Genomic DNA, 24903 nt, shown 5'->3' on the forward strand with positions numbered 1-24903 from the left:
TAAAACGGCAGCAAGTATCTTTTATTTTAAAACATAAAAAAACCTCAATTTTAAATCGAGGTTTTTTAGCTTAAAAGAATATTAAAGTTTCTTTGGGTTTTTCACCTTTTGATCTGTTAATGCCAGTTTAATCACATCACTCATATCTGTTACGTAATGAAAAGTCAACCCTTTTAAATAATCTGGTTTTATTTCTTCAATATCTCGTCGATTTTCTTCACAAAGTAAAATCTCTTTGATTCGAGCTCGTTTAGCGGCTAGTATCTTTTCTTTAATACCTCCAACTGGTAACACTTTTCCACGAAGCGTAATCTCTCCTGTCATTGCTAAACTTTTCTTTACTTTTTTCTGAGTAAAAAGAGAAACCAAAGATGTTAGCATGGTAACTCCTGCACTTGGACCATCTTTTGGTGTTGCGCCTTCTGGTACATGAATATGTACATTATATTTATCAAAAATTAAAGCATCAATACCAAAGGTTTCAGCATTAGATTTAATGTATTCCATTGCAATAGTTGCAGATTCTTTCATAACCTTACCAAGGTTTCCAGTAATGGTCATAGTTCCTTTTCCTTTAGAAAGAATGGATTCTATAAATAGAATATCACCACCAACGCGTGTCCAAGCTAGCCCTGTAACAACTCCAGCTACATTATTGTTTTCGTATTTATCGCGTTCTAATTTTGGTCCTCCTAAAATCTCAATAATATCTTCATTAGAAATTTTGATATTATAATCTTCTTCCATTGCGATATTTTTGGCCGCATAACGCACCATCTTCGCTATTTGCTTTTCTAAACCACGAACTCCTGATTCGCGCGTATAACCTTCTACAATTTTTTCTAACTGGGCCTTCCCTATTTTTATATTATCATTAGTTAACCCGTGCTCTTTTAATTGTTTTGGTAATAAATGACGCTTAGCTATTTCAACCTTTTCTTCAATAGTATATCCTGTAACGTTAATAATTTCCATTCTATCGCGTAATGCAGGCTGAATGGTAGATAAACTGTTTGATGTAGCTATAAACATAACCTTAGAAAGGTCGTAACCCATTTCTAAGAAATTATCGTAAAACTCACTATTTTGCTCAGGATCTAAAACCTCTAGCATGGCAGATGATGGGTCTCCTTGATGTGAGTTTGACAACTTATCAATTTCATCTAAAACAAAAACAGGGTTAGATGTTCCTGCTTTTTTAAGGCTTTGTATAATACGTCCAGGCATGGCGCCAATATATGTTTTACGGTGTCCACGTATTTCTGCCTCATCACGTAAACCACCTAAAGATATACGCACATACTCTCTCCCTAAAGCCTCTGCTATAGATTTACCCAATGATGTTTTACCTACTCCTGGAGGCCCATATAAGCATAAAATAGGCGATTTCATATCATTACGTAATTTTAAAACCGCTAAGTATTCTATGATTCTACGCTTTACATCTTCTAATCCAAAATGGTCTCTATCAAGAATTTTTTTAGCACGCTTTAAATCAAACTTATCATCACTAAACTCATTCCATGGTAAATCTAAAAATAGTTCTAAATAATTACGCTGAATAGAGTATTCTGCAACTTGCGGATTCATCCGTTGCATTTTTGCTATTTCTTTATTAAAATGCTTTGCAACGTTATCATCCCAGTGCTTTTCTAAAGCACGTGCTTTCATTTCTTCTAATTCTTCATCATGACTTACGCCACCCAATTCTTCTTGAATGGTTTTCATTTGTTGATGCAAAAAATATTCACGCTGTTGCTGATTCATATCCATCTGCACTTTAGATTGAATATCGTTTTTAAGCTCCAATTTTTGAAACTCAACATTCATAAACTTAAGTGTGGCAAGTGCACGCTTTTTTAAATCATTATTTTCTAAAAGAGATTGCTTTTCTTCAACAGAAAGATTCATGTTTGACGAGACAAAATTCACTAAAAACGAATTGCTCTCTATATTTTTAATAGCAAAAGATGCCTCACTTGGAATATTAGGGCTTTCCTTAATAATTTCAAGCGCTAAGTCTTTTATAGAATCTATAATTGCAGAAAACTCTTTGCTTTTAAGAGCTGGCTTTGCCTCTGGCATTTCTCTAATAGTAGCATTCATATAAGGCTTTTCGGTAATAACCTCGGCTACTTTAAAACGCTTCTTTCCTTGAATAATAACCGTTACATTTCCATCTGGCATTTTTAAAACACGAAGAATTCTAGCAACTGTACCTGTTTCGTGAATATCTTTTGCTGTTGGATTTTCTATTGATTCGTCTTTTTGAGCCACTACACCAATAACCTTACTGCCCTTATTTGCATCGTTAATTAGCTTAATAGATGTGTCTCGGCCTGCTGTAATTGGAATAACTACCCCTGGGAATAATACAGTATTTCTTAAAGAGAGAATAGGCAGTGTTTCTGGCAATTCTTCATTATTTATCTCTTCTTCATCTTCTGGCGTCATTAACGGAATTAGCTCTGAGTTCTCATCGAATTCCTGTAATGACAAACTGTCAAGGGTTATAAAATTAGATTTCTTCATATATATATTTAAGTCAATCTGTCATTAAAACAAATTGCTTTTATTTTTTATGGGTTTTACAAAAATTATAAAAAACTGAATATCAATTATTTAAAAACAAAATAGATTACATATTCACTATATAAATTCAATAGCTATGCCACAGTAAAATTATGAAAGCACAAAATATTAAAAACTAACATAAGTCATAAAATCAATTAACAATATAGTATTATATTCGCTCACTTAATTATAAACCAATCATACAATGAAATTAAAACAATTCTTACTTATTGCATTATCTATTACTTTTTTTACTTGTAATACTGAATCTGTCGATAATCCAGATGAAGAAACTACAGACTCAACCTTGATAAAAAAAATAGTTTATGACAAAGGAACTTCGGACGAATATACAGCAACCTTTAACTATGACGGCAATAAATTAATTAGTGTAGATGCTGGGGATGGTTATATTACAAAATATATCTATGAAAATGATAAATTAGTGAGAATAAATGATTTAGAAAGTGATGATTTACACGCTTATGTTACTATTCAATATAACATAGACGAAAAAATAGGAAGCTATATTATATTTTTTGAAAAGGATAATGATCATGCAGAGAAACACATTTTCACTTACAATTCAGATAATACCATGACCGAATCGGTATATTATGGAACTTATGCTGTTCAAGAAACCTTTTCATATAGTTCAATCATCACTTTTGAAGGAAAAAATATAATGAATGAAAAATGGGATGATGACGATATCGAGTATATATATACTTACGACGATAAAAAAGGAGCTCTGAGAAATATACAACACATAGATATTATAAACCTAATTAGCGTTGACTTTGGTGGGCTAGCAGAATATGGGAGCGTTAACAATGTAACTAGTTTAAAAGAAATACAAGACGGTACCGTTAATTATTTTGATGAATATGAATATATTTATAATAATAATGGATATCCCAAAACCTCAATATATAAAACAGAAAGTAGATGGGGACCTGAAGAAGACACTACAATGGACTACTTCTACGAATAAATGACTAAAAGAATTTATTTAGTAAAAAGAGTTAATTCAATAATTGAATTAGCTCTTTTTGTTTTATGTTAACTTATATCTTTCCCATTTTCTTCAAAACATACAATAAAACTATTGGTAGTGCTAGTAAACCAATCATCAGTAAATTAGTTTTAAATAGCCAAGGAGATAATACTAAGGTAATAATGTAACCACCAACGGCTCCACCAAAATGAGCATCATGCCCTATATTACCTACTCTGTTTTTCATTCCATAAATAGAATATAATAAATACCCTATTCCTAATATATAACCAGGTATACCTAGATCTACAGATCCTATCTTTGGAGGTAGAAAAAGAAAGTAGTATAATCGTTCAGGGTTTAAAAGTATAGCAGAATAGAGTATTCCAGTTACAGCTCCGCTAGCTCCAACTGCACTGTAATGGTATTCGTTTTTATGAAAGTATAGAGACAATAAACTACCTGCAAAAAGGCTTCCTAGATAGATTATTAAGAAATTTCCCTTACCTACTTCATAAATAACTTGTCCAGAAAACAGATATAGGGCAAACATATTAAAAAACAAATGTGCATTATCTGCATGAAGGAACCCTGAACTAAACATTCTTATTTGCTCACCTCTTTTTACAGCACCGACATTAAACTTATACTTTTCAAAAAAGCCATAATCACCAAACCCTTTATAAGAGACAACAACATTGGCTGCTATAATTATAATTGTAACTAAATCTAATTTACCCATAGGGTTTAAACGTTTAAAATGAAATTAATATATCTTTGCTGCTACAAATCTAAAATTAATTAATGCAATTTCTAGTTTATATTATTGTTTATCCATTTTTATGGTTAATTTCTATATTACCATTTCGTTTACTTTATATAGTTTCAGATTGCTTTTATATTGTTTTATATAAAATTATTGGGTACAGAAAAAAGGTTGTCTCTGCCAATTTAAAGCTAGTTTTTCCTGAAAAATCAGAAAAAGAATTAATTCAAATCAGAAAAAAGTTTTATAAACATTTATGTGATATGTTTTTAGAAATGGCAAAAACCATGACTATCTCTGAAGCCTCTCTCAAAAAACGATTTAAAATTAAAAACCCTGAAGAATTTAAGCGTTTAGAAAACTTAAATAAAAGTATTATTTTAATATTTGGGCATTACGCGAGTTGGGAATGGTCAATTGTTTTGCAAAATTATATTAATTTTAAAGGTTTAGCAGTATATAAAAAATTAGCTAATAGGCATTTTGATAAATTGGTAAGAGATATACGTACAAAATTTAAAACTTCTTTAATAAGTACTAAGGATATTATAAGTACGTTAAACAGGGATGAAGAAAAAGGAATTAGAACCATTACTGGTTTTTTAAGTGATCAATCACCACGATTAAGTAAAGATGTTTACTGGAGTAAATTTATGAGCATAAAAGCACCTTGCTTTACTGGAGCTGAGCGCTTAGCAAAAAATTTAGATTTTTCAACCGCCTATTTAAAAGTCACGAAAATAAAGCGGGGGCATTACGAAGCCGAAATTATAACACTTGCAGAAAATCCAAACAATTACGAAAATTACGAGCTTACCGAGATGTTTTTAAAAGAGGTTGAAAAACAAATTTACGAGGCTCCTGAGTATTATTTTTGGACACATAAACGCTGGAAGCATAGAGAAAAAACTCCTAATTAAAACTATATTATTTCTTGGAGTATTTTGTTAAAAACTGGATTCCTTTTTAATCCATTTTCCATCCTATCTGATAATAACAAATGAAAATCGTGATTTGCTTCTACTATTACAGGACCATCTGGAGTAATGGCAACATCCCACCCCAGTAAAGGGAATTTGAGTAACTTAGCTACATTTATTACTATTTCTTTAACTTCAGTATAACAAGGTATTTGAAAACTATCAAAAATAATTTCAGTATCTGGGTGTTTAGAAAAAACTCCGCTACCATTATCAATTAGTTGCAGCCCTTCTTGCCTCATTTTACCAGTCTCTTTATTGAAAGAAACCACGATACCTCCTGCATGAGCATTATCTACAATTGCTCCCTTTCTTCCTAACCTTATAAATCCAGAAAAAATTTCTACTTTACCCTCTTTGTTTTTGTATGTAACAATTCTTAGAGTATTTACACTAAATCTATTTATTTCATTGAGAGATTTATGTTGCGTAATTACCTCTTGAAACATAAATTCTTGAGAAAATATTAAATTCACTAAAGTGTCATCTATATTTCTATATGTATCTTTATCAAGAATAAAAATATTTTGCCCCATTCTTCCACCTATAGGTTTGCAAAAGAAACGATCAACATTTTCTTCATTAAATACTTTACTAAAAAAAGAGAAAAGTTCCTTTCTGTTTTTAACTTCAAAAACACCGCCTTTATAAGTGAATTTGTTTTTTGAATTATGAAAAAAAATTTTAGGTGTTGGTATATTATTTTTAACTAAAAGCTCTTCAAATAATAGCTTATTTTCAACCAAAATTATTTGATCTGCTGCTAGTGAACAAGACCATTCTATTAATTTTTCATTTTCTTTTAGGGTTAAATAATCTTTATAATTAGAAGCATTTTTTCTGTAAAGAAAATGAGTAATATAATTTACTGGAATGTTTTTTTCTGTGAGGTAAAGTGTTATGAATTCTTTAATAATTTGAAACCAGTTTTTTTTGTGCTTATCTTTTAAAAAAGATAATAGTATTTGCCTTTTTCTTTTAGGTAACATAATTTATAATTTATTTCACTAACTGTTCAGAGAAAAATCTCCTATTCAATCTTAATTCAACTTTTAGCAATTACACTAATTTCATCAATAAATTTATCAGCTAATTTATTAGCTTCCTCTTGCGTTTTTGCTTCGGTATAAATTCTAATAATAGGCTCTGTATTACTTTTTCGAAGATGTGCCCAACTTTCAGCAAAATCTATCTTTACACCATCAATAGTAGTCAGTTGTTCGTTTTGATAACGGTCTTCCATTGCTTTTAAAATACCATCAACATCTAAATCTGGAGTTAACTGTATTTTCTTTTTGCTCATAAAGTAATCAGGATACGTTTTACGAAGTGCACTAACACTCATTTTCTTTTCTGCCAACAAACTCAAAAATAAAGCAACACCTACCAACGAATCACGTCCATAATGCGAGTCTGGATAAATAATCCCGCCATTGCCTTCACCTCCAATAACTACCTTGTTTTTTTTCATTAACTTAACAACGTTCACCTCTCCTACTGCGCTGGCTTCATAATTACCACCATGCTTTTCTGTTATATCACGCAATGCTCTTGTGGAACTCATATTGCTAACCGTATTTCCTGGCGTTTTACTTAATACATAATCCGCACAAGCTACAAGTGTATATTCTTCACCAAACATATCTCCGTTTTCATCCATAAATGCTAACCTATCGACATCTGGATCTACAACAATACCAAAATCGGCATGTTCTTTAACAACTTTTTCTGACAAGTCTCCTAAATGTTCTTTCAGCGGTTCTGGATTATGTGGAAAATGACCAGTTGGGTCACAAAAAAGCTTTACTGGATGTACTCCTAAACGTTCTAAAAGCAAAGGAATAGCTATACCTCCTGTTGAGTTAACACCATCAACTACCACTTTAAAATTAGCAGCTTCAATAGCTTTTGCATTTACCAAAGGTAAACCTAAAACCTCATCAATATGCAAGTCTATATAAGCAGTATTTCTTGTTATCTTCCCTAAACTATCAACATCTGCAAAAACCATATTATCACTTTCTGCAATGCTTAAAATTTTAGCGCCTTCAATAGCATCTAAAAACTCTCCTTTTTCATTTAATAATTTTAAAGCATTCCATTGCTTTGGATTATGACTAGCTGTTAAAATAATACCACCATCAGCATGTTCCATTGGCACAGCAACTTCTACAGTGGGAGTTGTAGATAAACCTAAATCAATTACATGAATTCCTAATCCTACCAAAGTATTCATTACTAAATTCTGAATCATTTCACCAGAAATACGAGCATCCCTACCAACAACTACTCTATAATTTTCCTTATTACGTTGTTGCTTTAACCAAACACCATATGCAGATGCAAATTTAACCGCGTCTATAGGTGTTAAGTTATCCCCTACTTGTCCGCCAATGGTTCCTCTAATTCCTGAAATTGATTTTATTAATGTCATTATTTAAATTTATTTTTTACAAATATAATATTCAAACCGTTAAACTTAACTATGAATTTGTAAATTACACCAATGAATTTTTTAGCTCATATTTATTTATCTGGCGAAAACGATTTAGTAACCATTGGCAACTTTATTGCAGATGGTATTAAAGGAAAAGATTATAAAAAATTTTCGAAAGATGCACAAATTGGTATTCTATTGCACCGACACATCGACACGTTTACTGATGCACATAAAACGGTTCGCTTAAGCACAAAACGGTTACATAAAAAGTACGGACATTATTCTGGTGTGATTGTAGATATTTTATACGATCACTTTTTAGCAAAAAACTGGAGCAATTATTCTAAAACCCCTTTAGATGTTTATGTAGAAGCTTTTTATGATTCTTTAGAAAAACATTACAACATCCTTCCAATTCGGATTCAAAAAATGATGCCTTTTATGATAGCAGACAATTGGCTATTAAGTTACGCATCTATTGATGGTATTTCTAGAGTTTTAGAAGGTATGAATAGAAGAACAAAAAACAGGTCAGGAATGGATGAAGCTGTAAACGAACTTGAAACGTTTTATACAGACTTTGAAAAAGAATTCACTTCATTTTTTGAAGAACTAATCGAATTTTCTAAACTCAAACTAAAAGAACTAAACAATACTTTATGAAACATTCTATTTCTCTTTTTTTAATTCTACTTCTAATAATTTCTTGTAAAAAAACTGAAGAAAAAACAGAACCTGTTTCCAAAAGAGGCTTAATTACACAAAAAGCTATGGTAGTTTCGGCTAGAGCTGAAGCATCAAAAATTGGTAGCGATATTCTCAAAAAAGGTGGTAATGCATTTGATGCAATGGCTGCAACTCAGTTAGCATTAGCAGTATCGTATCCATATGCCGGAAATATTGGAGGTGGCGGTTTTATGGTTTATCGAAAAAACAATGGAGAAATTGGGGCTTTAGATTTTAGGGAAAAAGCACCTATAGCAGCCACAAAAGATATGTACTTAGATGATCTAGGAAATGTTATCCCAGAAAAAAGTACTTTAGGAGCTATGGCTGTTGGTGTACCAGGTTCAGTTGCTGGAGTATTTGCTGTTCATGAAAAATTTGGCAGTTTACCTATTGAGGATATTATTAAACCATCAATTAAACTTGCATATAAAGGTGTTATTGTTACTAAAAAACAAGAAAAAAAGATTGAACACTATAAGCCTTTAATAAAAAAAGTAAATAAAGACTCTACGTTATTTCATAAACTCTGGAAACAGAATGACACTATTAAATATAAAGCTTTAGCCGAAACATTAACTAGAATTATGAACCATGGAAAAGATGAATTTTATAAAGGAGAAACGGCAAAAAGACTTGTGAAATTTATTCAAGATAATGGTGGTATTATTACTGAAGAAGATTTAGCTAAATACAACGTTAAGTGGCGAGAACCTACTACATTTAGTTATGATGATTTAAAAATAATTTCTATGTCACCTCCATCGAGTGGAGGTATTTGTTTGGCGCAAATTATGAAAATGATTGAACCTTTTCATTTAAATGAATTTGGGCATAATTCGGTAAAAACTATTCAAATTATTACAGAAGCTGAACGTCGTGCTTATGCCGATAGGAGTTTTTATTTGGGTGATCCAGATTTTGTAAAAATTCCAAGTAATACTCTAATAGACAATGCTTATTTAAGCGGAAGAATGAATGATTTTTCTTTTGATAAAGCCACAAAGTCTAGCGATGTATCACATGGTAATATTCAAGTTATAGAAAGCGACGAAACAACACACTATTCTATAGTAGATCCGTTTGGCAACTCTGTATCAGTTACCACAACAATAAATGGAGCTTACGGTTCTAAACTATATTGCTCTGACCTTGGCTTCTTCTTAAACAACGAAATGGATGATTTTAGCAGCAAACCTGGAGTTCCAAACATGTTTGGTGTAACTGGTGGTGAAGCAAATAGTATTGTTCCTCAAAAACGTATGTTAAGTTCTATGACACCAACTATTGTTGAAAAAAATGGAGAACTATTTATGTCATTAGGCACACCAGGAGGGTCTACTATTATAACTTCAGTTATGCAAACTATTCTCAATGTACATGAATTTAACATGACCATGCAAGAAGCAGTAAATGCTCCGCGCTTTCATCATCAATGGTTACCTGATGAAATTAGAATGGAACCCAGTTCATTCGACTTAAAAATTATAAATCAGCTAAAAAATCTTGGTTATTATATAAATGAAGAAGATGCCCCTGTAATTGGCAAAGTCGATGGAATCATGGTTTTACAGGACAAAACGTTAGAGGGTGGTGCAGATCGTCGAGGTGACGATACGGCTGTCGGTTTTTAGCAATTTTCCTTTTCTTAGTCAGTTCTGTTTAATAATTTAGGCCCGGAATTATCTATTCTAATCGCTTAGATAACAAAGGTTTAATAATGAAATCAAAAAAAATATTCAAAATAGCAACAGGAGTAATTATATTCCTAACACTACCTAGTTTATTATTTTTTGGTTTTGTTTTTTTTAAATACAATGAAGAGCTTCCAACTGGAATTCAAGGAGAAAAGGCAGATGCTTTAGCTTATAGAATGTTAGATGCATTAGATTATGATGCCTATAAAAACACCAATTACATTGAATGGACTTATAAAAAGCGTCATCATTTTGAATGGAAAAAAGATGAAAATATTTGTGATGTTTTTTGGAAAGAATATAGAGTTAGCCTAAATCTAAAAGACTATAAATTAAGCAAAGTATTTGTACATAGCTTTAAAATGAAGGGAGAAATGGCAGATAGCCTTATTAGTGAAGCTATTGAAATTTTTAACAACGATTCTTTTTGGCTTGTTGCACCTTACAAAGTCTTTGATAAAGGTGCAGAACGTAGATTGGTTACTCAAAGCAATGGCGAAGAAGCTCTATTAGTTACTTACTCTTCTGGGGGCACAACACCAGGTGATTCTTATTTATGGTTATTTGATGAAACTGGTAAACCAAAAAGTTTTAAAATGTGGACTTCTTTACTACCTATTGATGGTTTAGAAGCCTCTTGGAGTGATTGGATTACCACTGATAGTGGAGCACAATTACCTACGTTTCATAAACTACTAATAATTGGTTTAGAAATGGGTGTTGTAAAAGCAACCAAATAGGTATTAAAACTTCTAATCAAAAATAAATCAGAAACAAATCTTTACAGAAATTTAACAACTTAATTGTACCTTTGAAACTAGACCTTTCTGAGGTAACCTTTAAAGAACTCGCCAACAGAAATGGTAAGCCAAAAATTATAATTATCAACAAATAAAAGTTTTTTATCTAATGAATAATTTCAAGTTTACATTATTTTTTATTGGATTTTTAATTGTATCGTGCAATCAAAAAAAAGATCAATTATTTATTAGCGCTAAATCTCAAGAAACTGGTATAAGTTTCAAAAACACTATTACCGAAACTAATGAATTAAACATTCTTGATTATATCTATTTTTATAATGGTGGAGGCGTTGCCATAGGTGATATAAATAATGATGGTCTCGCAGATATTTTCTTTTCTGGTAATCAGGTAAAAAACAAATTATACCTCAATAAAGGAAATTTAAAATTCGAAGATATTACAGATAAAGCAAAAGTTAGTGGTAATAGTTCATGGAATACAGGAGCTATAATGGGTGATGTCAATGGGGATGGTCTTTTAGATATTTACGTTTGTGCTGTAGTTGGTTTAAACGGTTTTAATGGCCAAAACGAACTTTACATTAATAATGGAGACGAAACATTTACTGAAAGTGCATCAACATATAAACTAGACTATAAATCTTACAGCTCTTCTGCTGCCTTTTTAGATTATGATTTAGATGGCGATTTAGATATTTATCTTTTAAACCACGCTGTGCATACTGATGATTCTTACAAAGGTGTAACGCAACGTCAAAAAAGAAATTATAAAACTGGTGACAAACTACTTAGAAATGATGGAGGAGTTTTTACCAATGTTAGTGAAGAGGCTGGTATTTATGGAAGTATAAGTGGTTACGGATTGGGTGTTGCTATAGCAGATTTTAATCAGGATGCATACCCAGATATTTATGTTGGAAATGATTTTTATGAAGACGATTACTATTATTTAAACAATGGAGATGGTACGTTTTCTGAAAAATTAAGAGATTATTTTGGGCATGCTAGTAGGTTTTCAATGGGTAATGATGTAGCAGATATAAATCATGATGGCTGGCAAGATATCATGTCTTTGGATATGCTCCCAAGAGATGAAGTGGTTTTAAAATCATCACAAGGAGATGATAACGTACAAACACAAAATATAAGAAAGCTTATGTTTGGTTATCATTATCAGTTTACTAGAAACATGTTGCATATTAATCAACAAAATTCAAATTATTTAGAAACTGCTCTATTGAGTGATGTTGCAGCAACTGATTGGAGTTGGAGTTGCCTTTTTGCAGATTATGATCAAGACGGGGAACAAGATATTTTTATAACTAATGGTATTTTAAAACGCCCAAATGATTTAGATTTTACAAATTTTTTCTCAAACGATAAAATTCAAAAAAACATATCCGAATCAAAAATAATGAGTCAAGAAGCTCTTGACGCAATGCCTTCTGGAAAAGTTGATAATTACATGTTTAAAGGTAGCAAAAACTTAATGTTCGAAAACATGTCTAAAGAATGGATTCCAAACGATAAGCTAGCATCTGGAGCAACAGCATTAGGAGATTTAGATAATGATGGAGATTTAGATATTGTGGTAAGCAACCTTAATGAAGAAGCCTCAATTTATGTTAATCAAATAAATAATAAAACAACAGATAAAGCCAGTTATCTTAAATTAAAATTTGATTATACAAGCCCAAATTCATCTGGTATTGGGACAAAAGTTTTTGTTTATAACCACGGTGAACTTCAATATAAAGAGCTTTATTGTGCAAGAGGGTTTCAAGCTTCATCAGAACCAATAATCCATTTTGGTTTTGGTGATATTAAAAGTATCGATTCACTCAAAGTAATATGGCCCAATAAAACCAGTCAAACCTTATTTAATGTAGCCTTAAATAAAACACTAACCATAAAACCTTCAAACACAAAATCTTTTAACTATGGTTCGTTATTAAAAAAATATAAAAAAATATTTAAAAAAACAGACAATAACCTTGGCATCAATTTTACGCATATTGAAGATAAATATCTAGATTTTAATAGACAGAAGCTCATTCCGTATCGTGTTTCAGATCGTGGCCCTGCTGTTGCTGTTGGAGATTTAAATAATGATGGTAAAGAAGATATTTATTTTGGTGGTTCAAAATTAAACGCTGCAAAAGTATTTTTTCAAAACGATACGACTTTTACAGAAAAAAGAATAAAAGTAATTGCTAACGATTCAATAAAAGAAGATGTTGAAGCTATAATTGCAGATTTTAATAACGATAACAGAAACGATTTAATTATTGGTTCTGGTGGTGCAGATTATAGTAATAAAACTAAACCATTACTTGATAGCTATTACATTCAAAATGAAAATGATTTCAAAGGCGAACAATTTCCTGAATTTTATGAAAATGCTTCGGTAATTATTTCAAATGATTTTGACAATGATAATGATCTAGACCTTTTTATTGGAAGCAATTCAGTTTCAAATGATTTTGGAAATATTCCAAACTCTTTTATTTTAAAAAATAATGATGGTCACTTTTCAATAGTTCAAAATGAAGCATTGCAAAATGCAGGCATGATTACTGATGCCGTTTGGAATGATTTTGATAATGACGGGCAAACTGATTTGATTATTGTTGGTGAATGGATGGCTCCAAAATTCTTTAAAAACAACAATGGCGTCTTTACAGAAAAAAAACTTATTGATTCAAAATTAAAAGGATTATGGAGACAGATTACTCCTTTTGATATTGATAATGATGGAGATACAGATTATCTATTAGGGAATTGGGGTCTTAACTCAAAATTTAAAGCTTCTACAGAGCATCCTATGCGCATGTATTATGCAGATTTTGATGGCAATGGGCGTACCGAAACTATAGTTTGTACATATAAAAATGGAGAATATTATCCATTACAAGGTTTAGATCAATTAGCTAGTCAAATGGTTAACTTGCATAAAATATTTACATCTTATAAAGGTTTTGCTGGAAAACCAATTGGTGATATTTTAAGCAAACCATTACTCGACAAAGCAACCATACTGGAGGTTGACGAACTTCGATCTGGCTACCTTAAAAATGAAAATAATCGTTTTGTATTTGTACCATTTAAAAATGAACTACAAGTATCTCCATTAACTTCATTTTTATGTTTTGATTTTGATTCTGATGGAAAAGATGAAATGCTGGTAGCAGGAAACTATTTTGGTGTAACACCTTTTCATGGCAAGTTCGACTCCTTTCCCGGGGCACTCATAAAAAATGAAAACAATATTATTTCTGGAAACAAAATCGGACTGAATTTTAGTGATAAAGCCATCAAAAATTTAAATATTATTTATTTAGATAAAAAACCATATCTCTTAACAACTATCAATAACGGTAAAGTTCAAGTTTACGAACTTTTAAAATAATTTAAAGGATGAGATTAAATAAAATATTATTTATAATCTTTACAATAGGCTTAAGCGTAATGTCTTGTAAAGACAATTCAAAACCAATTACTATAACACCAAACGATTTTCACACTTCAATAGATAAGGTTGTAGATATAATGGTTCATGATATTTTTTCACCTCCAGTTGCTAGCAGAATTTTTGCTTACCCAAATATTGCTGCTTATGAAATTATGTCCCAAAACAATAGCGCATATAATTCATTAAAAGATCAAATAATACATTTAAAAAATATTCCAAAAGCTGATGAAACAAAAAAAATTAATTATCAATTGGCTGCATTAATTGCTCATATCGATGTAAGTAAACAATTAATTTTTTCAGAACAAAGTATAGAAGTATTTCGCGATAGTTTATACCAGGTTTGGGAAGCTATAAACAAATCAGAATTTGAGAATTCAAAAGATTATGGGCTTAAGGTTTCAAACTTTATTGGAGAGTGGATGAATGGTGATAACTATAACCAAACACGAACCATGTCAAAGTTTTATATTGATCCAGAAGATGAGGAGAGATGGCAACCAACACCTCCCTCGTATATGGATGGTCTAGAGCCTCATTGGGGAAAAATAAGGCCTTTTGTTATTGATTCTGCAGCTCAATTTAAACCTATTCCTCCTCCACTATTTTCAATGGACGAAAATTCAAGTTTTTATAAAGAACTCAAAGAGGTTTACGATATAAGTAACCAAATAACAAAAGATGGAGACGAATCTGAAGAGGTCTTAATAGCACGTTTTTGGGATTGTAATCCATATGTTTCTGTAACTCGCGGGCATTTAATGTTTGCTGTAAAAAAAATAACCCCAGGAGCACATTGGATAGGTATTACAAAAATTGCATGCAAAACGGAAAAAGCAGATTTTGACAGAACAGTTTTTGCATACACTAAAACATCTATAGCAATAGCTGATGCATTCATTAGTTGTTGGGATGAAAAATACAGAAGTAATCTTGTAAGACCAGAAACACTTATAAATAAATATTTTGATGACGATTGGAAACCCATATTACAAACACCTCCATTCCCTGAATACACAAGTGGACATTCTGTAGTTTCTGGTGCTGCTTCTACAGTTTTAACAAACATTTTTGGAGACAATTTTAGTTTTTTAGATGATACCGAAACTACCTATGGTTTACCAATACGTCCATTCTCTTCATTTAACGAGGCCGCACAAGAAGCCGCAATAAGTAGAATGTATGGCGGTATACACTATCGCTCTGCTGTTGAATTAGGAATTGGTCAAGGTGTAAAAATTGGCGATTTAGTAAACAAGAGTTTAATTATGAAAAACTAAAACTATTCTGTTTTTTTATTGATTAAAATTAAAACTGCCTATTTCTAAAAGTTCAATTTTTCAAAATAATAATTCATCGCAATTTCGCAACTAAATCGTATCTTCGCAACTTTGCATTTCTATGACTAATTTCGAAGAATTTATTGAAGTAAAAGGAGCACGAGTACATAATCTTAAGAATATAGATGTGTCAATTCCTCGTGAAAAACTTGTAGTAATTACAGGGCTTTCTGGTAGCGGAAAATCATCTTTGGCTTTCGATACAATTTATGCAGAAGGTCAACGTCGATATATAGAAACTTTTTCAGCTTATGCTAGACAATTTTTAGGCGGATTAGAGCGACCAGATGTAGATAAAATTGATGGTCTTTCTCCAGTTATTGCTATAGAGCAAAAAACCACAAGTAAATCACCTCGCTCTACCGTTGGCACCATTACTGAAATTTATGATTTTATGCGCTTGCTGTTTGCGCGCGCTAGTGATGCTTACAGCTATAATACTGGTGACAAAATGATAAGTTATAGCGACGAGCAAATTAAAGCGCTTATTATTAAAGATTTTAGCGGAAAACGTATCAATATACTTGCTCCCGTAATTCGATCAAGAAAAGGGCATTACCGTGAGTTGTTTGAGCAAATTGGCAAGCAAGGCTTTGTAAAAGTAAGAACAGATGGCGAAATTCGAGATATCACTAAAGGATTGAAACTCGATCGATACAAGACTCACGATATTGAAATTGTTATTGACAGACTAATAATTAACGATGACACTGACAATGATAAACGTCTTACAGAAACCATCAATACTGCCATGTATCATGGTGAAGATGTGTTACTAGTTATAGATCAAGACACTCAAGAAACAAGGTATTTTAGCAGAAATTTAATGTGTCCTTCTTCCGGGATTTCTTACCCTAATCCTGAACCTAATAATTTTTCATTCAATTCACCAAAAGGGGCATGTTCAAATTGTAATGGAATTGGTGAATTATATCAAGTAAATGAGAGAAAAATTATTCCAGACGATTCACTTTCAATAAAAAGTGGAGCTCTGGCTCCACATGGTCCAGAAAAGAATAGTTGGATTTTCAAACAGTTTGAAACCATTGCACAGCGATTTGATTTTAAATTAACCGATGCTTATAAAGATATACCTAAGGAAGCTAAGCAAATGATTTTGTATGGTGGTAATGAAAAGTTTTCTGTTGAAAGCAAAACATTAGGTGTTACTCGTGATTATAAAATAGATTTTGAAGGTGTTGCAAGTTTTATCGAAAATCAATATAAAACGGCAGAGTCAAGATCTCTAAAACGCTGGGCTAAAGATTATATGGATAAAATCAAATGCCCAGTTTGTGAAGGTTCTCGATTAAAAAAAGAGTCTCTTTATTTTAAAATAAATAATAAAAATATAGCTGAGCTTGCTAATACAGATATTGTTGAATTAGCCAATTGGTTTAATGAACTAGATGAGCATCTTTCAGAAAAACAATTCAAGATTGCTGAGGAGGTTCTGAAAGAAATCAAAACTAGATTACAATTTTTGCTCGATGTTGGTCTAAATTATTTATCGCTAAACCGTAGCTCCAAGTCTTTATCTGGTGGCGAAGCGCAGCGTATTCGATTAGCAACACAAATTGGTTCTCAACTAGTTGGCGTACTTTATATTTTAGACGAACCCAGCATTGGTCTACATCAACGCGATAACGAAAAACTCATTAATTCATTAATATCATTAAGAGACATTGGAAATTCCGTTATAGTAGTAGAGCATGATAAAGATATGATAGAGCGTGCTGATTATGTGATTGATATTGGTCCGAAAGCTGGAAAATATGGTGGAGAAATAATTAGCATTGGAAACCCTGACGAGTTAAAAACCCATGAAACACTTACAGCAGATTACTTAAATGGAAACAAAGAGATTGAAGTTCCAAAAAATCGCAGAAAAGGGAATGGTAAAGTTTTAGAGCTTAAGGGCTGTACTGGAAATAACTTAAAAAATGTTTCGGTAAAGTTTCCCTTAGGAAAAATGATAGGTGTTACTGGTGTTTCAGGTAGTGGAAAATCTACCTTAATAAACGAAACCCTATACCCTATTTTAAATGCGCATTATTTTAATGGTGTAAAAAAACCAATGCCTTATAAAGGTATCAAAGGCTTAGAACATATTGATAAAGTTATTGATATTAACCAATCTCCTATTGGGAGAACTCCTAGAAGCAACCCAGCAACATATACTGGTACTTTTAGTGAAGTTAGAGCCTTATTTGCCAAAATCCCTGAAGCTATGATTCGTGGTTATAAAGCAGGACGTTTTAGCTTTAATGTAGCTGGAGGAAGGTGTGAAACTTGTAAAGGAGGTGGATTACGCGTTATAGAAATGAACTTTCTACCTGATGTTTATGTTGAATGCGAAACCTGCCAAGGTAAACGTTTTAACAGAGAAACATTAGAAATTCGCTATAAAGGAAAATCAATAAGCGATGTTCTGAATATGACTATTAATGAAGCCGTAGACTTCTTTGAGCATATTCCAAAAATTTATAAAAAACTAAAAACAATAAAAGATGTAGGTTTAGGTTATATTACTTTGGGCCAGCAAAGTACGACACTATCTGGTGGAGAAGCTCAACGTATAAAACTAGCAACAGAATTAAGCAAGCGCGATACAGGAAATACTTTTTATATTCTGGATGAGCCAACCACTGGTCTCCATTTTGAAGATATTAGAGTACTAATGATAGTGCTTAATAAATTAGCAAATAAAGGTAATACCGTATTAATTATTGAGCATAATCTAGATGTTATTAAAACCGTTGATTATATTATTGACATTGGTTATGAAGGTGGAAAAGGTGGCGGACAGATAGTAACTGTGGGTGCTCCGGAAGAAATTGTAAAACATAAAAAGAGCTATACTGCTAAATTTCTTAAAAAAGAACTAAATTAGCAAGTTTGCAAAAAATAAAACACTAAACACATATGAGAAAAGAACAACACCACAAAGGTTGGAATGAGATTAAAACAAATGATTCTTGGGCTATTTTCAAAATCATGGGCGAATTTGTTAATGGCTATGAAAAACTTAGTAAAATTGGTCCTTGTGTATCCATTTTTGGTTCAGCAAGAACAAAACCAGACCATAAATATTATAAATTAGCCGAAAGTATTGCTAAACGTATTGTAGAATCTGGTTACGGTGTTATAACTGGCGGTGGGCCTGGTATTATGGAAGCTGGTAATAAAGGAGCGCACCTAGGAGGAGGCACATCTGTAGGGCTAAACATAGAACTCCCTTTTGAACAACATGACAATCCATATATTGACACTGACAAAAGCTTAGATTTTGATTATTTCTTTGTTCGTAAAGTTATGTTTGTAAAATATTCTCAAGGTTTTGTTGTCATGCCTGGTGGGTTTGGTACTTTAGATGAACTTTTTGAAGCCATTACTCTTATACAAACTCATAAAATTGAAAAATTTCCTATCATTTTAGTTGGTACAGATTTTTGGAAAGGCATTTTAGAATGGGTAAAAACTACTCTTTTAGGTGAGTTTGGAAATATTTCTGCAAAAGATTTAGACTTAATAAATTTGGTTGATACCGAAGAGGAAGTTATTACAATTTTAGACGCGTTTTATAAAGAATCAGACTTAAGCCCTAATTTTTAACAACCAAATCCTTTATAACCAAAAGGTTTTACGACTAACTTAATGCTATATTTTGTTATATTGCAACGCCTTGTATTGTTATTAACCTTATTAATGTTATAAATTAAATTGAAGTTACGCCTTTTTTTCTGGTTTATATTTGTCCTCTCAAGTATCTCAAGTTTTAGTCAAAATAAGATTGACTTAAAAGCAGATTTTGATATTGAGAACAGGAAAATTACTATATCGCAAACCATTCAATATAAAAACGCATCGAAAGATGAGCTTCAATCTATATATTTAAATGATTGGAATAATAGCTATTCAACTAAAAAAACACCACTAGCTACACGCTTTGCTGAAGAATATAATAACAAATTTCATCTTGCAAAAAATGAAGACAGGGGCTATTCAGTAATTACCTCCATAAAGCAAAATAATGAAGCCTTAGTTTTTAATCAACTAAAAAATCAAATTGACATTATAAAAGTAGATTTAAAAACACCACTAAAACCAAACGAATCTTATACTATAGATTTAGAATATATTGTACAAATCCCAAAGGATAAATTCACAGATTATGGTATTTCTGAGTCACAAAATCTAAGCTTGAGATATTGGTATATTACTCCAGCAATTTATAATGATGAATGGCAATATTATAGCAATAAGAATTTAGATGATTTATTTATTCCGAAAGCAGATTTAACTTTAGAAATTTCTTATCCACAGGGCTATAAAATTACTTCAGAATTAAATTTAGATAAAACACATCAAACTACTAATAAGCAACGAGTTACTTTAAAAGGAAAAGATAGAATAAATAATAAATTATTTATAAGTAAAAATCCAAATTTCGAAACTATTCAAAATAAAGGACTATCAATAACATCAAATATAAATGGAGAAAAAATTGAACTCTTAGACAGAGTTTTAATAACAGAAAAAGTTACAAAATTCATTTTTGAAAACCTAGGAAACTATCCTCATGAAAAATTACTATTAACAAATATTGATTATAATAAAGACCCAATTTATGGACTAAATTTTCTACCTAGTTTTATTAAACTTTACCCAAACAATTTTCAATATGAATTAAAACTACTAAAGGTAGCTCTTCACAATTACTTAGAAAATACACTGCTTATAAACCCAAGAAAAGAACAATGGCTATTTGATGGCATACAAATTTATTATTTAATGAATTATGTTGAAGAGCATTATCCAGACATGAAATTTTTAGGGTCACTAGCAAATTTTTGGGGTGTCCGTTCATTTCATGCAGCAGACATGGATTTTAATGACAAATACGTGTTTGCTTTTATGTCAATGGCAAGAACAAACAGAGATCAGCCATTAACTATGTCAAAAGATTCTTTGCTTAAGTTTAACTATAGTATAGCTAACAAATACAAAGCTGGTGTAGGCCTTAAATATTTGGATGATTTTATTAACTCAAACATTTTAGAAAATACTATTAAGTCGTTTTTAGAACAAACAAAACTAAAGCAAACATCGCCTAAAGCATTTGAAACCTATTTAAAAACTAAAACATCAAAAAATATAGATTGGTTTTTTAATGATTATTTAAATACTCGTAAAAAAATTGATTTTAAAATAAAAAGCGTTAAAAGAACTGAAGATTCTATAACATTAACTATCAAGAATAAAAGAGATAGCAACACTCCTATTTCGTTATATACTTTGAATAATGATAGCATCGTTTCAAAATCTTGGATTGAAAACGTTACCAAAAACAAAACCATCACAATACCTCGCAATGATGCTAATAAGTTAGTTTTAAACTACAATAGAATAATCCCAGAGCATAACATAAGGGACAATTGGAAATCACTCAAAGGTTTTTTCTTTAATAATAAACCCTTTCAATTTAGACTTTTTAAAGACATTGAAGATCCAAATTACAATCAAGTATTTTTGATGCCTATAGCAGAGTTTAATAATATTTATGACGGTTTTACCTTAGGGGTTAAAGCCTATAACACAACATTGTTAAGGAAACAATTCAATTATAAATTTCAGCCTAGATATGCGCTAAAATCTAAATCCTTCACTGGGTCTGCATCAGCATCTATGACCCATTATTTACAAAACAGCAACTTATACTCCATAAACTATGGAATTAGAGGTAGTTACACATCTTATGCTAGCGATTTATTTGTTAGAAAAATAATACCTTCAGTAACGTTTTTATTTAGAAATGATAATGATTTTCGCTCAAATAAACGTCAAAGATTAAAGTTTAGGTATTTAGATATTAATAGAGATGAAGATCTAAGCAATACATTAAACAGAACTGAGCCAAACTATAATATATTCAATATCAATTATTTAAATTCAAATGACAATTTAATAAATTTTAGTAAATGGTCTACTGACTTGCAAATTGCAAAAACATTTAGCAAGGTCTCATTTAATTATGAATACAGACGATTATTTGAAAGTAATCGACAATTAAACCTACGCTTTTATACAGGAGCATTTATAAATAACAAGACAGATATAGCGTCAGATTACTTTAGTTTTGCTTTAGACAGACCAACAGATTATTTGTTTGATTATAATTATTTAGGACGCTCTGAAGCCAGCGGAATATTTAGCCAGCAATATATAACTGCCGAGGGTGGCTTTAAATCTAAACTAGAAACTCCTTTTGCAAATCAGTGGATAAGTACAATAAATGCCAGTACAACACTTTGGAAATATGTATTAGTGTATGGCGATGTTGGTTTTGTAAAAAACAAATTCGACAATGCAAACTTTGTTTATGATTCTGGTATTAGAATTAACTTAGTAACTGATTATTTTGAAATATATTTTCCCATATACTCCAATCTAGGATGGGAAATTGGGCAACCAAATTACGATCAAAAAATAAGATTCAAGTTTACTGTAGACCCTCAATCTTTATTAGGACTATTCAGGAGGCGCTGGTATTAGTCTGTTAATTTTTTAAATTATTATCCGAAATACATCATTATTAATGAATTATTCGTAATTCAATTGTTTTTTTTAATGTTTTTTTAAGAATAATTCAAAATCTTTACCCCTGCATTAATTGCAAGATCGATAAACTTTAAGTACTTTTGCAAAAGTAAAGCTCTTAACATATGCAAACCATTCCTGATTTGAAAAACAACATATCTTTCGAAGATTTTAAAACAGAAGTTTTAAATGATTATAGCCTAGCTGTAAAAAGTAGAGAATGTAGTTTACTTGGGAGACGCGAAGTCTTAACAGGAAAAGCTAAATTTGGAATTTTTGGAGATGGTAAAGAAGTGCCACAATTAGCTCTAGCCAAGGCATTTTTAAAAGGAGACTGGAGATCTGGGTATTACCGAGATCAAACGTTTATGATGGCAATTGGAGAGTTAAGTGTTGAGCAGTTTTTTGCAGGTCTTTATGCAAACACAAATTTAGAGTTAGAGCCTATGTCTGCAGGCCGCCAAATGGGAGGCCATTTTACAACACATAGCTTAGATGATAATGGTAATTGGAAAGATTTAACTAAGCAATACAACTCAAGTGCTGACATCTCTCCTACAGCTGGTCAAATGCCTCGTTTATTAGGTTTAGCGCAAGCTTCAAAAATATTTAAACAAGTAGAAGGTATTGATACTACCAACCTTTCTAACAACGGAAACGAAATAGCATGGGGAACAATTGGCAATGCTAGTACAAGTGAAGGTTTGTTTTTTGAAACTATTAATGCCGCCGGTGTTTTACAAGTTCCAATGGTTATTAGCATATGGGACGATGACTATGGAATTTCTGTGCATGCAAAACATCAAACTACTAAAGAAAATATCTCAGAAATATTAAAAGGATTCCAACGCGACAATGAGCTAAAGGGTTACGAAATATTGCGCGTAAAAGGTTGGGATTATGCAAATTTAATTGAAACATATCAAGAAGCTTCTTCTATAGCTAGAGAAGAGCATGTACCCGTATTAATACACGTTACTGAGCTTACCCAACCGCAAGGGCATTCAACTTCTGGATCACATGAACGCTACAAAAGTCCTGAGCGTTTAGAATGGGAAAATAAGCACGATTGTAATTTAAAAATGCGTAAGTGGATTATTGAAAGTGGTATAGCTACCAATGAAACTCTTACTGAAATAGAACGCAATTTAAAAAAAGAAGTAAGAGAAGCTAAAAAGAACGCATGGACAACATTTTTAAAACCTATACAAAAGGAACAACAAGAATTAATATCCATCTTAAGTAGTTTAATAGCATCTAGCGCTAACGGTGTTTTTATTAAACCTCTTCAAGAAAAATTATTAGCAATAGACGAGCCTACAAGAAGAGACATACTATCGTATGCAAGAAAAGCACTAAGATATACTTTAGGAGATACTAGTGAAACAAAACAAGAGCTCGCAAATTGGATTAATAACATTTTTGATAAAGTACAACCAAAATTTAGCTCGCATTTATATTCTGAAACTGAAAAATCTTCAGTTCTTGTGGATGAAGTTAAACCTAGTTATGATAATGATGCTATTCAAGTAGATGGTCGTATTATAATCCGTGATAACTTTGATGCTATTTTTAAAAACTATCCTGAAGCTTTAGTTTTTGGTGAAGACTCTGGTAATATAGGTGATGTAAACCAGGGTTTAGAAGGTTTACAAGAAAAGTATGGCGAACTTCGTGTTGCAGATGCTGGAATTAGAGAAGCTACTATTATTGGACAAGGTATTGGTATGGCACTACGTGGTTTAAGACCCATTGCCGAAATACAATATTTAGACTATATTTTATATGCTTTACAAGTAATTAGCGACGATTTGGCAACCCTTCAATATAGAACTAAAGGAAAGCAAAAAGCCCCATTAATTATTAGAACTCGTGGCCATAGACTAGAAGGGATTTGGCATTCTGGTTCGCAAATGGGAGGTATTTTAAACCTAATACGAGGTGTTCAAATTTTGGTTCCAAGAAATATGACCAAAGCAGCTGGTTTCTATAATACACTGTTACAAAGTGATAATCCTGCTTTAGTGGTAGAATGTCTTAACGGGTATAGATTAAAAGAAAGAATGCCAAATAATTTAAGTGATATAAAAACACCTATTGGTGTTGTAGAAACTTTAAAAACTGGTTCTGACATTACTCTAGTATCTTATGGTTCTACTCTTAGAATTGTAGAACAAACCGCAAAAGAATTTTTATCGGTTGGTATTGATGTTGAAGTAATTGATGTACAATCTCTACTACCTTTCGATATAAATCACGATATCGTTAAAAGCATAGCGAAAACTAATCGCGTTATGGTTATTGATGAAGATGTTCCTGGTGGTGCTTCTGCATATATTTTAAATGAAATATTAAATACTCAAAAAGCATTTCAATATCTTGATAGCGAACCTAAAACATTAACTGCAAAAGCACATAGACCAGCATATGGTAACGATGGTGATTATTTCTCAAAACCTTCTGCTGAAGATATTTTTGAAGCTGTTTACGATGTTATGCACGAAGCTAACCCTGAAGATTATCCTAAATTGAGGTAACTTATAACAT

At 31.5% G+C, this 24903-nt stretch carries 15 protein-coding genes; 11 read left to right on the forward strand and 4 right to left on the reverse strand.

All coding sequences use genetic code 11. The features are described from left to right. Nucleotides 1-81: 81 nt before the first annotated feature. Nucleotides 82-2532: an endopeptidase La gene (gene lon, locus M3P09_RS12495; RefSeq protein ID WP_249973397.1), complete on the reverse strand. Its 2451-nt coding sequence runs from the start codon at nucleotides 2530-2532 to the stop codon at nucleotides 82-84. A gap of 247 nt (nucleotides 2533-2779) precedes the next feature. On the opposite strand from lon, the gene M3P09_RS12500 reads away from it, so the two are divergent. Next, nucleotides 2780-3568 carry a hypothetical protein gene (locus tag M3P09_RS12500; RefSeq protein ID WP_249973398.1) on the forward strand — a complete coding sequence of 263 codons (789 nt, stop codon included), beginning with the start codon at nucleotides 2780-2782 and terminating at the stop codon, nucleotides 3566-3568. A gap of 73 nt (nucleotides 3569-3641) precedes the next feature. Here the strand turns inward: M3P09_RS12500 and M3P09_RS12505 are convergent, their stop codons facing one another. Then, nucleotides 3642-4313 (reverse strand): rhomboid family intramembrane serine protease, encoded by a 672-nt coding sequence (locus M3P09_RS12505; RefSeq protein ID WP_249973399.1) that lies wholly within the window; start codon nucleotides 4311-4313, stop codon nucleotides 3642-3644. Between the two features lie 62 nt (nucleotides 4314-4375). On the opposite strand from M3P09_RS12505, the gene M3P09_RS12510 reads away from it, so the two are divergent. After that, a complete protein-coding gene (locus M3P09_RS12510; RefSeq protein WP_249973400.1) occupies nucleotides 4376-5257 on the forward strand; it encodes a lysophospholipid acyltransferase family protein in 882 nt (293 codons plus the stop codon). A 2-nt stretch (nucleotides 5258-5259) separates the two neighbouring features. Here the strand turns inward: M3P09_RS12510 and M3P09_RS12515 are convergent, their stop codons facing one another. Both M3P09_RS12515 and glmM read right to left on the reverse strand, forming a co-directional pair. Continuing rightward, the gene (locus M3P09_RS12515; protein ID WP_249973401.1) at nucleotides 5260-6306 is read right to left on the reverse strand and encodes a sugar-transfer associated ATP-grasp domain-containing protein; all 1047 of its coding nucleotides are present in this window, start codon (nucleotides 6304-6306) and stop codon (nucleotides 5260-5262) included. Nucleotides 6307-6362: 56 nt separating this feature from the next. After that, nucleotides 6363-7751: a phosphoglucosamine mutase gene (glmM, locus tag M3P09_RS12520; protein ID WP_249973402.1), complete on the reverse strand. Its 1389-nt coding sequence runs from the start codon at nucleotides 7749-7751 to the stop codon at nucleotides 6363-6365. Between the two features lie 72 nt (nucleotides 7752-7823). Here glmM and M3P09_RS12525 point away from each other — a divergent pair, with 72 nt between their 5' ends. The 9 genes from M3P09_RS12525 (at nucleotide 7824) to M3P09_RS12565 (ending at nucleotide 24893) form a co-directional block, all read left to right on the forward strand. Then, nucleotides 7824-8420 carry an acyl carrier protein phosphodiesterase gene (locus M3P09_RS12525; RefSeq protein WP_249973403.1) on the forward strand — a complete coding sequence of 199 codons (597 nt, stop codon included), beginning with the start codon at nucleotides 7824-7826 and terminating at the stop codon, nucleotides 8418-8420. Continuing rightward, entirely contained in the window at nucleotides 8417-10117 is a 1701-nt protein-coding gene (gene ggt, locus M3P09_RS12530) for a gamma-glutamyltransferase (protein WP_249973404.1), read from the forward strand. The genes M3P09_RS12525 and ggt overlap by 4 nt, the downstream gene beginning before the upstream one ends. An 86-nt stretch (nucleotides 10118-10203) precedes the next feature. After that, nucleotides 10204-10920, forward strand: coding sequence for a hypothetical protein (locus M3P09_RS12535; RefSeq protein ID WP_249973405.1), 717 nt, complete (start codon nucleotides 10204-10206; stop codon nucleotides 10918-10920). 169 nt (nucleotides 10921-11089) lie between these two features. Next, nucleotides 11090-14353 carry a VCBS repeat-containing protein gene (locus tag M3P09_RS12540; RefSeq protein ID WP_249973406.1) on the forward strand — a complete coding sequence of 1088 codons (3264 nt, stop codon included), beginning with the start codon at nucleotides 11090-11092 and terminating at the stop codon, nucleotides 14351-14353. 8 nt (nucleotides 14354-14361) lie between these two features. Next, complete coding sequence (locus tag M3P09_RS12545) at nucleotides 14362-15696, forward strand: vanadium-dependent haloperoxidase (protein ID WP_249973407.1); 1335 nt, start codon at nucleotides 14362-14364, stop codon at nucleotides 15694-15696. 121 nt (nucleotides 15697-15817) lie between these two features. Then, nucleotides 15818-18649, forward strand: coding sequence for an excinuclease ABC subunit UvrA (gene uvrA, locus M3P09_RS12550; RefSeq protein WP_249973408.1), 2832 nt, complete (start codon nucleotides 15818-15820; stop codon nucleotides 18647-18649). A gap of 32 nt (nucleotides 18650-18681) precedes the next feature. After that, the gene (locus tag M3P09_RS12555; protein ID WP_099563082.1) at nucleotides 18682-19371 is read left to right on the forward strand and encodes an LOG family protein; all 690 of its coding nucleotides are present in this window, start codon (nucleotides 18682-18684) and stop codon (nucleotides 19369-19371) included. A gap of 108 nt (nucleotides 19372-19479) precedes the next feature. Then, nucleotides 19480-22311 carry a gluzincin family metallopeptidase gene (locus tag M3P09_RS12560; RefSeq protein ID WP_249973409.1) on the forward strand — a complete coding sequence of 944 codons (2832 nt, stop codon included), beginning with the start codon at nucleotides 19480-19482 and terminating at the stop codon, nucleotides 22309-22311. Between the two features lie 170 nt (nucleotides 22312-22481). Further along, the gene (locus M3P09_RS12565) at nucleotides 22482-24893 is read left to right on the forward strand and encodes an alpha-ketoacid dehydrogenase subunit alpha/beta (protein WP_249973410.1); all 2412 of its coding nucleotides are present in this window, start codon (nucleotides 22482-22484) and stop codon (nucleotides 24891-24893) included. Nucleotides 24894-24903: the final 10 nt, after the last annotated feature.

Source organism: Jejuia spongiicola, assembly GCF_023502325.1.
GTDB lineage: Bacteria > Bacteroidota > Bacteroidia > Flavobacteriales > Flavobacteriaceae > Wocania_A > Wocania_A spongiicola.

Bases quoted from the DNA above. Each gene is read 5' to 3' on its own strand.
- lon (WP_249973397.1), bottom strand. From the start codon at position 2,532: ATGAAGAAATCTAATTTTATAACCCTTGACAGTTTGTCATTACAGGAA.
- M3P09_RS12500 (WP_249973398.1), top strand. From the start codon at position 2,780: ATGAAATTAAAACAATTCTTACTTATTGCATTATCTATTACTTTTTTT.
- M3P09_RS12505 (WP_249973399.1), bottom strand. From the start codon at position 4,313: ATGGGTAAATTAGATTTAGTTACAATTATAATTATAGCAGCCAATGTT.
- M3P09_RS12510 (WP_249973400.1), top strand. From the start codon at position 4,376: ATGCAATTTCTAGTTTATATTATTGTTTATCCATTTTTATGGTTAATT.
- M3P09_RS12515 (WP_249973401.1), bottom strand. From the start codon at position 6,306: ATGTTACCTAAAAGAAAAAGGCAAATACTATTATCTTTTTTAAAAGAT.
- glmM (WP_249973402.1), bottom strand. From the start codon at position 7,751: ATGACATTAATAAAATCAATTTCAGGAATTAGAGGAACCATTGGCGGA.
- M3P09_RS12525 (WP_249973403.1), top strand. From the start codon at position 7,824: ATGAATTTTTTAGCTCATATTTATTTATCTGGCGAAAACGATTTAGTA.
- ggt (WP_249973404.1), top strand. From the start codon at position 8,417: ATGAAACATTCTATTTCTCTTTTTTTAATTCTACTTCTAATAATTTCT.
- M3P09_RS12535 (WP_249973405.1), top strand. From the start codon at position 10,204: ATGAAATCAAAAAAAATATTCAAAATAGCAACAGGAGTAATTATATTC.
- M3P09_RS12540 (WP_249973406.1), top strand. From the start codon at position 11,090: ATGAATAATTTCAAGTTTACATTATTTTTTATTGGATTTTTAATTGTA.
- M3P09_RS12545 (WP_249973407.1), top strand. From the start codon at position 14,362: ATGAGATTAAATAAAATATTATTTATAATCTTTACAATAGGCTTAAGC.
- uvrA (WP_249973408.1), top strand. From the start codon at position 15,818: ATGACTAATTTCGAAGAATTTATTGAAGTAAAAGGAGCACGAGTACAT.
- M3P09_RS12555 (WP_099563082.1), top strand. From the start codon at position 18,682: ATGAGAAAAGAACAACACCACAAAGGTTGGAATGAGATTAAAACAAAT.
- M3P09_RS12565 (WP_249973410.1), top strand. From the start codon at position 22,482: ATGCAAACCATTCCTGATTTGAAAAACAACATATCTTTCGAAGATTTT.